The organism is Amycolatopsis sp. NPDC033938, from assembly GCF_055575975.1.
This window is the reverse complement of sequence record NZ_JBVIRO010000003.1, coordinates 522,230-533,837: the sequence shown is the minus strand read 5'-3', so window position 1 is coordinate 533,837 and position 11,608 is coordinate 522,230. Positions and strand designations below refer to the sequence as shown.

Genomic DNA, 11,608 nt, shown 5'->3' with positions numbered 1-11,608 from the left:
CTCAACTCCCCTGAACGCCTCTTACTCGACCGGGCCACCATCCACACAGGACCGAGACCGTCTGTTCACTCGCCGGTGCGAAATCAGCCGTTCTGTCCGCTGGACGCGTCGATCCGCGCGGCGCTTTCCTGATCCAGGTTCCGCAGTACCGAGACGTTCTTGTTGATGCCGTCCTTCAGCTGGACGGTGCCGTCGCCTGCCATGTGGGCGCCTTCGCGGGCCTTTTCCGCGGGATCCACATAGTTCTTGGCGAAGGCCGCGCCGATGTCGTCTTGCCCCCAGCACCCATGGCGATCGTCGAGGATGCCCTCAAGTGCCCGCAGGGAGTCCTTCAACCGCTCCCCCAGCGCGCCCAGTCGAGCGGCGGCGGCGGACGCCTCTTCGGGGTCCAGCCGGAACGTCTCGGCCATTTCCGTCCTCGGCTCTCGGTTGCGTCACTGCCGCGCCCGGTCCGGGCCGCGGTCACCACCTCCTCGACCGAAGGCACGGAGGGTGGATACAGACCACGGTTACACACGTTCGGCCTAGTGCCAACGGAAAACGCGACCAGGGGTCTTTTTCCTGTTCTTGTTGCCCTTACCTCCCTCAGAACCCGCTCTGATTCACGGAGGCTGCGCCGAGTCGCCTACTCACCGCGGAATAAGCAAGATGTGGCGCCTCGGCAGAGATGTCCACAAGGGACACGACGGGAGCAGGTAGCGGCCGGGCCGTGAACCCTTACCGGCAGCCTCAAGCCCGGAAGTCCGTGAAGGCCTCCTTCCCTACCTTGAGAGTAGGGAAGGAGGCCTTCACGACACGGCACGCGTGACTTACCCCTTGGGTAGCGTACGGATCAGTTCTTGCCGAGGACGTGGCTTTGCGAGTCGTCGTTCTCGCCCCAGGCGCCCTGGTCGGCCTGGACCCAGACCTGCGGTTCCCGTTCCTTCTCGCCCTGCCCACCGGCGCCGCCACCCATGCCGCCGCCGCCCATCGGTCCCATCGGGCCCATCGGCGTGCCACCCTGCTGCCCCGCACCGAGGCCACCGGGTGCGCCTGCCGGGGACGGGCCACCTTGCGTGCTCACCGGCGCACCGGCGGAAAGAGGCTGGGTGTCGAACTTGCCCGCGGCCGGCCCACCCGCGGTCGCCGGTGCCGGTCCCGTGCCACCACCGGCACCTGATCCACCAGCGCCGCCACCGTCCCCGCCCGCCGACGCGGGTGGCTGCAGGAAATCGTGCATCGCGCTGCCGCCGCCACTCCCGCCGATGGCGTCGATGGCCTTGGTGGCGGCCGCCTTCGCGTCGGCGAGTTCCTGACGTTCGGCGGGTGTGTCGCCGGGCTGGGCGAGGGCGTCGATCGCCTTGGTCGCGTCTTCCCTCGCTTGCGCCAGCGCCTGGTCGTGTTCGGGCCCGGTGAGTTCGGGTGAGTCGTTGATCCGGTCGATCGCGTCGTTCGCGGCCGACTTCGCGGCGTCCAACGCTTCTCGCCGCTGAGGATCGTCGCTCGACGTGCCGAGGCCGTCGATCGCCTTCTCCGCCGCGAGTTTCGCGTCCTGCACCTGCTGGAAATGCTCCGGAGCGGCCATCTTGTCGATCGCGGAACTCATCGCGCCCTTGGCGTCCTCCAGGGCTTCCTTGCGCTCGGGATCGTCGGTCTGGCCGATGAGGTCGTCGATCGCCTTCCCCGCCGCCTCCTTAGCGTCGAGCAACTGCGCACGCTCGGCTTGCGCCTCTGGGTCGGTCCCATCCTGGCCGAGGACACCGTCCACGGCGTCCGACGCGGCCTTTTTCGCGTCCTCCAGTGCCTGTTGCCGGGCCGCGGAATCCCCCGGCTGCGCCAGATCGCCGATGGCGTCTCCCGCCGTCTGCTTGGCATCGCCCAGATCCGGCGTCAGCTTGTCGATCGCGTCGCTCGCCGCGTCCTTGGCCTCTTGCAGGGCTTCCTTGCGCTCGGGATCGTCGGTCTGGCCGATGAGGTCGTCGATCGCCTTCCCCGCCGCGTCCTGCGCTTCCGATCCGCTGCCCGCGGAGGCCCCGTCCCCGCCGAGGACGCCGTCCACCGCGTCCGACGCGGCCTTCTTCGCATCCTCCAGCGCCTGCTGACGAGTTGCGGAATCATCGGGCTTCGCGAGGTCATCGATCGCGCCGTTGGCTGCTTCCTTCGCGTCGTCGGCGGTGGGCTGCCCCGGACCGCCGGTGAGGTCGCCGGGTGCCGTCGGGCCGGTGAGCCCGTCGATCGCGTCTTCCGCGGCCTTCTTCGCGTCGTCCAGCGCCTGCTTGCGCTTCGGGTCGTCGGTTTTCTTGCCCAGTTCGTCGATCGCCTTGCCCGCGGCCTTCTTCGCGTCCGCCAGGCCCGGCATCGACGGGGTGAGTCCGCCGCCCACACCCGTCCCCGGGCTCGAATCCGGGCTCGTACCCACGCTCGGATCCAGCGATCCACCGGCACCTCCCGGGCTGCCCGGGGATTCGCCCGGCGTCCCGCCCGTCAGACCGTCGATGGCTCCCTGAGCCGCTTCCTTCGCGTCCTGCAACGCCTCTTTGCGCGCGGGATCATCCGTCGCGGCGGCCAGACCGTCGATCGCGTCGCCGGCGGCCTTCTTCGCGTCTCCCAGAGCTGCTTTCGCCTCGGGCGTCATCCCGCCACCGGCAGGCGGAGTGGTCGCGCCACCCGTCCCGTCGAGTCCACCGTTCTTTTCGTTTCCGGGAGCTGTCCCCGTATCGAGCGAACCGGGCGTCGCACTGTCGGTGGGCTTCAGAGGCCCGGCGAGCCTCGCCTCGGCGTTCTCCGCCGCGTAACCCGGCTGCTGCTGAGCTCCCTGTCCGTCCTGGCCGGGTTCCTGTTCGCCGTCGGCCACCTCGTAGTCCGCGCGCTGCTGGTTGTACGACGGTTCCAGGACATCGGAAGTGTTCGGCTTCTGCTGATTGTTCCTGGTCTGCGCCTGGTAGCTGTCCCCGGGCGCCGCGGTGGTCGTGTCACCGTCGGAGATGTACAGCGGGACCAGGTCCGCGCCACGGGCGTTGTACGCGGTTCCCAACGTACCCAAGGCGTTCTGCAGATCCTTCAGCAACGCGCCGTCCGACGTGGTTTTGATCTCGATCAGCGCCATCGGCAACTGTGCCACGATCGCCGCGGCCGCGGCTTCGGTGGTGGCGGCCTGGATCTTCCTCTGGGCATCGGCCTGCAGGGCGGCCACTCGCTGGTCGTAGACCTGCTTCCCGATTTTCTGGAGTTGCCAGTAAGTGGTCACGAAAGCCTGGGTGGCACGACCGATGTTCCCCATGTTCGTGCTGAACTGCTTACCCGTTACCGTGTCGTACACTTCGTCACTGGTGTTCAGGACAGCGGTGGCGTATTTCGCGAACGACTCGCCGGTCTCGCCTTCCAAAGCATCCCTGACGGCTTTGATCTGCTTGGCGAACTTCTCGTTGACGGCGGCGAGCGCGAGCTCGGCCATCTTCATGTCCTTCTCCAGGTTGTACCACGCGGTGCTGATCGAACCTTCCGGAGCGTTGACCAGGTCACTGACGGCGGCTTCGAACGATGCCAACGTGGGGAATGAGGAAGGATCGAGCGCGGGCGGGGCTGTCGCGTACTGGCCGACCGTCGGAGGCTTACCTTGAGGAGCGGACATTTGAGAATCCCTATCTGGACAGCCAGCACCGAGGTCGACTGAAACGGATCAGCGCGGACCGCCCGGTTCCTTTCCCGGCGTTTGGTCAGGTGGTGATTACGTCGTTCGAATCGCCACCGCGGGCGGGGCGGTCGAGGCGGGCGATCACCTGCTGGATTTCTTCGGCGTTCCGCCCGTCGGTGGTCTTGAATCGCTCGGAGATGTCGTTGAGCTTCGTTTCCATCTCGTCGAAAGCGATCCTGAGCTGATCGGCATGCGCCACGACGGCGTTGCGCCGGTCGTCGACGACCCGGTCCAGCCAGCCAGCGAGCTTGAACTTCTCCGCATGGGGCCATGGCTGCTTCAGCGCCTCGAAGGCGCTTTGGTCATCCATCAACCGGCCGATGTTCTGGCCGGCGGTCGCGATTGCTTCGGCATCGAATTTCGTCGCCACGTCGACTCCTTGCTCTCGAACGGTTCGACCGTTCAGTTGCTGAGGGAAAAGCGGTGTGCCGGGCGCGAGCACCCCGGCACACCGTGCGAACTAGGCGATGCCTTTCGCCCCGCCCTTGTCGGCCGCCTCCATGGCCGCGGCCGCGTCCGACACCTTCTGACGAAGGTTGAGCAGGTTCTGCCGGTGCTCGTCCAGACCGGTCTGGAGGTTGGTGGAGCGAGCCTCGTAGGAGTTCGCCGTTTCACCGATCCAGCCCTGCATGATGGTCTTGACATCCCTGCCGAGGAGGGTCGCCTGATTGTCGATCTCGTCGGCCTTCTTCATCATCATCGCGACGCACTGCTCGATGACGGGGTAGTCGTAGGTAATCGTGCCGTCAGCCATCAAAACTCCTCAAGAAAGATCGTGCGGTGGTCGGGTCAGGCGCCGAGGAAGGTGCTGGTTCCCATGGGGACGTTCAGGATCGACTGCGTGTTGTCGGCGTCCGTGTCCACCTGGGCACCCGCCTCACGACGCATGTCGCCCGCCATACCGTTCAAGTTGCTGAGCACCGTTTTGCGAACCGCTTCGACCCACTCGCCCGTCACCGAGCTGAGCGCCCTGGTGGCCGCGCTGGTGCTGGCCGCGAGGGTGGCCTCGACCTCCCTCTTCAGGTTGTCGAGCTGATCGTTGACGTTGTTCGCCGTCTCCTCGTGCCTGGCGGCCTGGGCGATGATGTCCTGATCATTGAGCTTAGTGGAATGTGCCACTGTGCTTCCTCCTGCGATGAGTGCTACGACTTTGGCGGGCCCTACGTTTTCGTAGTAGCACGACCACTGTTCAAGATTAAATTCCGGCCTTGTCCCGAATCGTCTTTTCGAGGTTTTCCGGGCTTCCGGTAGGGATTCCCCTTACGAGCGGGGCAGCCGCGATCAGGGCCGTACCGTCTGAGCCTGACGGGCGGCGTTCACACTGAGCACCGGTCCGGTCGGCAGCAGATCGAGCAATTGCATCTGGACCGGAACCGCCGCGGATTCGGTATAGCCAAGGGCGGTAATGGTCTCCGTATCGGCCAAGGGGTATTTCTCCCCGACTTCGGTGACCAGATATGTCACGCCCAACGGCGCGTTCGGCGCGGGCAGATCCCGGGCGAGGACACCCCTGCCCGCCGGTATCGAGACCCGGTCGGCCGTCATACCCGCCTGATGCGTGCCCAGCGGAACCGCGGCCTGCGTGACCTGGTTGTCGGGGAGCAGTTCGGCGACCGTCGCCTGACCGGCGCCCGCCGATGGATCCTGGCGGACACAGGGTTGCGAACCCGGTGGCGGGGTGACGACCTCGGGAGGGCTCGGAGGCAGCTCGTTCGCGATCCCGGCGGTGGCCGAGACGGCTACACCGGTCAAGGCGTCCGGTGTGACCTGGACCGCTTCGATCGGCCCGTCCGGATAAGCCTGCCGGGTACTCGGCGCGGTGAGCAGGAGAGCCGCCCCGGTCCGGCTGAGCGCGGCCAAACCCTCCCGGCGGACGAGGTAGTTCTGTTCGGTCCCGATCGCCGGATTGCGCGCTTGGTAGATCTGGCCGACCAGGCTCTGCCTTCCGTCGATCACCGGTCCCGGCTGACCGAGACCGGGTACCGACTGGGCGACGAAGTCCGGGCCCTGGGCGATCGTGTTCAGCCACAACGAGGGCACCTCGACGGGACGCTGGGTGCCGTAGCCGAGCGCGACGGCGACCGAACTGCTCGGCAGCTTGAAGCGCTTGCCGCGGGTCACCAGATAGAGCTCACCACTCGGCGCCGACACGTAGTACGCCTGGTCATCGGTGAGCACGGTGCCCGGTCCATGTCCTAAGAGGACGCTCACTACCGCGCTCCGCGTCGTCGCGGAACCGGGGAGCTGCGCGCAGACCGTCCACGTGCCACCTGTCACCTTGTCGGGCGCCGGGAGTGAATCCGGCGCGCCGGCGATCCCGATCGGCTGGCCCACCGGGGTTCCGGCCAGCGCGTTCGGCGAAACGGAGGCGACCTGACCACCGGACTGGCCCGCCACCAGCCGGGCGGACGAGTAATTGAGCACCGGGCGAAGCTGACCGGCCAGATAGACGTACCGCGCGCCGCTGGTCTCGTCCATCACGATCGCGCCGTCCTGTTTCCAGGAAGAGTTGCCGGTCGAGGGCACGAACATGCCGAAGATGCCGAAGACGCCCATCGTCACCGCGGCGAGCACGAACCCGAGCACGGTCCCGGTGGTCATCCGCTTGCTGGGCGACTCCAGCGCGTCCGGCTTCCCGTGCGTCACGGCCGCCGCCAGTCGCCCGACCACGAAGAAGTAGGCCTGAACCTGGTCTTTGCGTGATTTCATCAGCCGGCCAGGTGTCGCATGAAGCTGTAGACGTGCAGGACCTGCAACAGGATCGGCAGTACCGCGATGGCCGTGATCAGTTCGAAGATCTCGACCGTGCGCCCCCAGTAGGGCCGGAACCGTTTACCCGGCAGGCGTTCGCCGCCGAGGAGGAACAATCCGGCGGAGAGGACCAGCGGGACCACGATCACGAAGCGGGTCTCCATAGGCTGTGCCAGCCCGAGAGCGGCGGCGACCAGCAGCACGACGACCGCGGCGGGCGCCAGTACCGCCCACCGCTGGATCATGCCGCTCGGATGGCGGGATCGCAGCACCAGAAGCAGGGCGATGACCAGCGCGAACGTAAGGTGCCAGCCGTCAGTGGCGAGATCGAGCACCGGCAGGAGCACGACCTGCGCCGCCCCCACCCCGACGTGCAGTGCCGTCGAGTAGCCGAAGGTCGCGCTACCGCGATCCACGACCACCTTGTGCGGCACCGCGTCTATGTCTTCGTGTAGTTCCTCGGCACCCGTCGGGAGCATCGGCAGGGTCAGCCCGGACAGGCGGAACGCGGTCGTCGGGATGAACAACGCGAGGATCAAGGAGGCCACCAGGCCGATGGCGGTGGCCTGGGCAGGGTCCGCGGGGGTCACGGAGCCGATCAGGCCGGTGATCAGCAGCACGACGGTGAACAGGATCGCCCCGGCGAACAGCGCCGCGCCGTCCGCGACCACCATGATCCCGACCAGCAGCGCGAGCAAGGCTCCCGCCGCGGCGCCGGTGACGGCCATCATCGCGATCGCCGCCGGATCGAGCAGGAACACCAGGTCCCAGCCCGCCAACGCGGCGAAACCGACGCCGGCTCCGGCCAGGATCACCGCGGGTACGGGTTTGGCCGCGCCGCGGGCCACCAGTGCCGCGGCTGCCAGGAGCACGACCGAAAGCCCGGCCGAGAGCAGCACCTGCGCCGCCACGGCGGTGCCGACCAGCAGCAACCAGCAGGCCAGCAGCACGAGTGCCACGGCACCCAGCCGGAACATCCAGCCGACCCGCGCCGGGGTCAGCGCGCCGGGATGCTCCCGCACCTGCTCCGCCACCCCGTCGACCAGGTCGTCGTAGTCGATCGCGGCGAACTGTTCGGCGCGGGGAAGCAGATGGAGACTCTCCCCGTCGACCACGCTCAGCTGGAGCAAGGTCCGGTCTTCGTCCAACGCGGCTTCGCCGATCCGCTGAACCACCCAGCCCTCGTGCTCGGCGCCCTGCTCGATCGTCTCGGCGCCGAACTGGGCGAGGATCGCGGGCAGCAGATCAACGAGGGGAACCTCGGCCGGCAGGGCCAGATCCCTTGCCTGCCCGCCGAGGACGAAACGGAGCCTCGCCGAACTCGTCGTGCGATGCTGGGTCTGCTCTTCCATCAGGCACCAGGCCTTTCTTCCAGGTCTAGACCCGTGTCCGGCCAAGACGCTAGCGCCGGACCAGGCGGCGGGCGGGCCTCGCCGGACGTTCCTTCCGAAAACGGGGAGGACCACTCACCAAGGGCCGAGTGCGGGTGGCCGCAGCGCGCGATTCGGGCACTTTGCAAGGGTCGTGAGGCTAATGAGCGTGCTGGCCAAAGGTGCCTGGCGCCTAACGCGCGGAAGGGTGCCCCTTGTGGACACCCAGAGCGCTTTGGCTTACCGCCTAAGGGATCCGGAGCGGCACTCACGACCGCCGTCCCCCTCGCACCGGCGATCGACGTGCAGCCCACCCGGGTCGGTCAGTCGCTTTTCCTGCTTTTCGCCTGGTCCTTGTCCGAGGAGTCCGGAACGCTCATGCCGAGCCCGTCGAGGCCCTCCAGCATCGGTCCCAGCAGCGAGTTCATCATCTCCATGGGGTCGACCTTGCCGCCGGCGACCCCGGCGAAATCGAGTCCGGTCGCCGAACCCGTGCCCATGACCTTCTCGACCTTCGCCAACGCCTCGGTACGGCCTTGTCGCACCGCCTCCACGATCTGATGAGCCAACTGGGCGGGAGGCAGTGAGCGGTACTTCGATCCCTGGAACGACAGGTCTGTCAACTCACCGCGTCCGTCGAAGGTCATCAAGAACGAATTGTCCTTCGCCCGGACGGTCGTCGTGCTCTCCTCCCAGATCTTGCTCACCTCCCGCAGCTTCTGCTTCTCCCGCTCCAGATCCGCCAATGCCTGTTCGACACCCAGATCCGCGTTGTCGAATGCCGCTGCCCAATCCGTCATCACACCATTCCTCACTATTCACGACCAGCGCCGACACCCCGGCAGCACGGCTCGTCCCCACGACTACCGGAAAAGTCGGTTCAAGCCGATCGCGACCCGTGCGCGCGGCCTCTTTTACGGGGATCTCTGCCCTTAATCCTGTTGCCGTCGCCTTCGGACAGTGGAGCCTCGCCTTGCCCGATCCTGCCTTTTCGACCTGTCAGTTCGGGCACGATGTCGGGCCAGTTCACCCTTCCGATCCCGGCTCCGCCGCCGGTCGCGGCGATGATGGCGAAGTGGAAGACATTCTCGACGCCGTTCTCGAGGCGGAGAAACCACTCGTCCTGCTCACCGGGCTCGCAGGCACCGGTCGTACGAACCTGCTCGCGCGGCTGTCCGAACGCTACGAAGCGGATCGTAGGCACGTCTCGGCGATGCGGTTCACCTCGACCGGCGACGTCGCTCCCGCCCGATTCGCCCTTCCTCCCGATGACCGGCGGGGTGACCCGGCCACCAGGCTGCGGGGTCCGATGGCCGGCGAGCCCGCTTGGGCGTCGATCGGCCCGGTCGCCGGTGCGGCCGGAGAACCGGCGGTGGCGCTGCGCGCGGCCCATGCCGCGGCCGCGGCTCTGCGTCGTGCCGGCGACGGCACGGTCCTGCTGCTCGACGATCTGCAGTGGATCGACCGGTCCTCCCTCGCGGTACTCGAAGCGCTGATCCCGATGCTCGACGGCCGTCACCTGACCTGTGTCGGCGCGCTGCGTGTCCCCGCGAACGGTGCCGCCGCCCGCTACGGCCCTGAGGCGCTGGCCCGGCTCCGGAAGGAGAACCTGGTCCTCACCTTGCGCCTGCGTCCGCTGACCAAGGACCTGCTCGCGGCCGACCTGAGGAACTCGCTGGGGGCCGCACCAGAATCCGCGCTCGTCGACCACGTACACGCACTGAGCCGCGGCGTGCGCTCCGCGGTGAGCGAGACGATGGAAGCGCTGCGCCGGCGCGGCGCGATCCGGGTGGTGAACCGGTCCGCGTACTTCGTCCCCGCGATGGCCGCGAAGGATCCGCTTCCGTCCGGCGAATCCGTCGCGGCGGTCAGGGCACTCGGTACAGCGGTCTGGGAAACGGCGAAGGCCATGGCCTTCCTGTGCCCGCTCGGAAATGCGGCACCTCGGCTGGCGGCCACCGTGCTCGGCGTCTCCGAGCAGGACGTGCTCGACCACCTGGAAACGCTGCGAGCCGCCGGTGTGCTCCACCGCGCGGGCGCGTCGTGGCGCTTCCCGCTCCCCCGCCAAGCCGCCGCGCTGGCCGAGTCATGCGGACCGTACGAACGCCGGATACTGGCTGCCACCGCCGTCGAGGCCTTGTGGTCACACACCGCGGACTGCCCCGACCTGGAGCATCGGACGAACCTCTTGGCCGAAGCCGGCCGGTCCGTGGATCCGGTGCGGGCGTCGGAGGAACTGATCCGCCGCGCCACCGAAGCGGGACGGGATGGTGCCGCTTCGGCGCTCCGCTGGCTCGACGCCGCCGCGGAACTCGCCGGCGACCGGCTGCAACGGGCGAAGGTACTCCTGCTGCTCGTCGCCGCCTACCATCGAAATGGCGACTACGAGCAAAGCCTGCGCACGATCCGGCTGGTGCTGAGCGACTTCGCGGATCAGTTGGACCCGGACGCCGTCTTCGAGACCCACTCGCTCCTGCTCCGCGGCCTCAGTGGCCGGCGCGACACCGAACCGCTGCGCGACATCGCGGACGGCGACCACCGCCTGGCCGGGGATCCCGGCTCGCGGGCGCTGATCCGGGCGACCGCGTGCGCCCTGCTCGACCGCTGGGCGGACGCGGTGCGATGGGCGGACGCCGCAGTCCCGGCGATCCACTCCTCCGGGCCGCAAGCCGTCGTCTCGCGTCTGCTGAGCGCGCTCGGCGGCCTTTGGCAGGGCCGGGCCGAATTCTTCGAGCGAAGTCTCGTGGAACGGCGGGATTGGCCGCTGCGCGATGTCGCGCCCTACCGCGTCAAGCTGGTCGACACACATCTCACCGGTCTGCTCTTGAACGGCGAGCTCGACCGAGCCGACAAGCTGCTGGCCGACGAGCAGCTTTCCTGGGAGGAGGTCGGGCCTGCCAACCGGACGACGGCCGCGGTCCTGCGCGGTGACTTCCGGACCGCGACCGAGCTGGCCTGCCGAAGTGTGGCGGACCGATCGGCTCCCGGCTTCAGCGCCGCCACGACCGGGATGTTCACCGCGACGGTCTCCGCCCTCGTCTGCCAGGGACGGCTCACGACCGCACGCGAACTGGCGACCGCATCCGGGGAGAGCACCCCGGTCCTCGCCCACCTGATGGACTTCACCGAAGCACTGATCGATCGCGCGCTCGGCGACCCGCGGAGGGCGGCCGATCGGCTCACCACCGCGTTGAGCGTCGCCAGGGAACGCGGCCTGGTGGTCGGTTGCGACACCGCCGGTGCGGAACTGGCGGATCTGGCCCTCGACCTCGACGACCCGCGGACCGCGGAGAACTGCCTGGTGGACATCGAGCGCCTGGCGCGCGCCTTGCCGACGGGCCGGGCGGTCCTGCTCGCCTCGTTCGTACGGGCGGCGGTCACCAAGAACGCGGACGCGGCGGCGGAGTGCCTGCGGCTGGCCCATGAACGCGGTCAGCCGTTCGAGTTGTCGGTCCTCATCGCGCGGCTGGTCAAACACGGGGTGGCCGATCCCGCCCTGCTCAGCGAAGCCTACGAACTGATGGCCGGACTCGGCGCGCTCATGCACCGCGCGAAGACCCGCACGCTGATGCAGAAGCACGGCATCGTCGTCCCCGGCCGCCGGAACACGGTGGAGGAGAACGAGCGACTGCTCGCGACACTGGCCGCCGAAGGCCTCAGCAACAAGCAGATCGCCGCGGCGCTGATCACCAGCGAAAAAAGCGTCGAAGGGCGGCTGAGCCGATTGTTCACCCGGAGCGGTTACCGCTCCCGCATCGAACTGTCGACCGCGATCGCCACCGGCGAACTCCGGCTCTGACCGGGGAAAGGGCGC

The 11,608-nt window shown here is 68.1% G+C and carries 9 protein-coding genes; 1 reads left to right on the top strand and 8 read right to left on the bottom strand.

Annotation, left to right across the window (positions count from 1 at the left end; translation table 11 throughout):
• Positions 1-83: 83 nt before the first annotated feature.
• The 8 genes from ACZ5ZX_RS12180 to ACZ5ZX_RS12145 all read right to left on the bottom strand — a co-directional run bounded on the left by ACZ5ZX_RS12180 (position 84) and on the right by ACZ5ZX_RS12145 (position 8,594).
• On the bottom strand, positions 84-410 hold the full coding sequence (locus tag ACZ5ZX_RS12180) for a hypothetical protein (RefSeq protein WP_465502036.1): 327 nt from the start codon (positions 408-410) through the stop codon (positions 84-86).
• Between the two features lie 422 nt (positions 411-832).
• Positions 833-3,526 (bottom strand): large repetitive protein, encoded by a 2,694-nt coding sequence (locus ACZ5ZX_RS12175; RefSeq protein WP_465502035.1) that lies wholly within the window; start codon positions 3,524-3,526, stop codon positions 833-835.
• Between the two features lie 169 nt (positions 3,527-3,695).
• A complete protein-coding gene (locus ACZ5ZX_RS12170) occupies positions 3,696-4,043 on the bottom strand; it encodes a hypothetical protein (RefSeq protein WP_465502034.1) in 348 nt (115 codons plus the stop codon).
• Positions 4,044-4,133: 90 nt separating this feature from the next.
• On the bottom strand, positions 4,134-4,427 hold the full coding sequence (locus ACZ5ZX_RS12165) for a WXG100 family type VII secretion target (protein ID WP_465502033.1): 294 nt from the start codon (positions 4,425-4,427) through the stop codon (positions 4,134-4,136).
• Positions 4,428-4,462: 35 nt separating this feature from the next.
• Entirely contained in the window at positions 4,463-4,792 is a 330-nt protein-coding gene (locus tag ACZ5ZX_RS12160) for a hypothetical protein (RefSeq protein WP_063054162.1), read from the bottom strand.
• Between the two features lie 162 nt (positions 4,793-4,954).
• Entirely contained in the window at positions 4,955-6,382 is a 1,428-nt protein-coding gene (eccB, locus tag ACZ5ZX_RS12155; RefSeq protein WP_465502032.1) for a type VII secretion protein EccB, read from the bottom strand.
• Entirely contained in the window at positions 6,382-7,776 is a 1,395-nt protein-coding gene (gene eccD / locus ACZ5ZX_RS12150; protein ID WP_465502031.1) for a type VII secretion integral membrane protein EccD, read from the bottom strand. The genes eccB and eccD overlap by 1 nt, the downstream gene beginning before the upstream one ends.
• 341 nt (positions 7,777-8,117) lie before the next feature.
• Positions 8,118-8,594 carry a YbaB/EbfC family nucleoid-associated protein gene (locus tag ACZ5ZX_RS12145; RefSeq protein ID WP_465502030.1) on the bottom strand — a complete coding sequence of 159 codons (477 nt, stop codon included), beginning with the start codon at positions 8,592-8,594 and terminating at the stop codon, positions 8,118-8,120.
• A gap of 275 nt (positions 8,595-8,869) precedes the next feature.
• On the opposite strand from ACZ5ZX_RS12145, the gene ACZ5ZX_RS12140 reads away from it, so the two are divergent.
• Entirely contained in the window at positions 8,870-11,593 is a 2,724-nt protein-coding gene (locus tag ACZ5ZX_RS12140; protein WP_465502029.1) for an ATP-binding protein, read from the top strand.
• Positions 11,594-11,608 lie beyond the last annotated feature (15 nt).

Excerpts from the sequence above, each read along its gene's own strand:
- ACZ5ZX_RS12180 (WP_465502036.1), bottom strand. The coding sequence starts at position 410 with ATGGCCGAGACGTTCCGGCTGGACCCCGAAGAGGCGTCCGCCGCCGCC.
- ACZ5ZX_RS12165 (WP_465502033.1), bottom strand. The coding sequence starts at position 4,427 with ATGGCTGACGGCACGATTACCTACGACTACCCCGTCATCGAGCAGTGC.
- eccB (WP_465502032.1), bottom strand. The coding sequence starts at position 6,382 with ATGAAATCACGCAAAGACCAGGTTCAGGCCTACTTCTTCGTGGTCGGG.
- eccD (WP_465502031.1), bottom strand. The coding sequence starts at position 7,776 with ATGGAAGAGCAGACCCAGCATCGCACGACGAGTTCGGCGAGGCTCCGT.
- ACZ5ZX_RS12145 (WP_465502030.1), bottom strand. The coding sequence starts at position 8,594 with ATGACGGATTGGGCAGCGGCATTCGACAACGCGGATCTGGGTGTCGAA.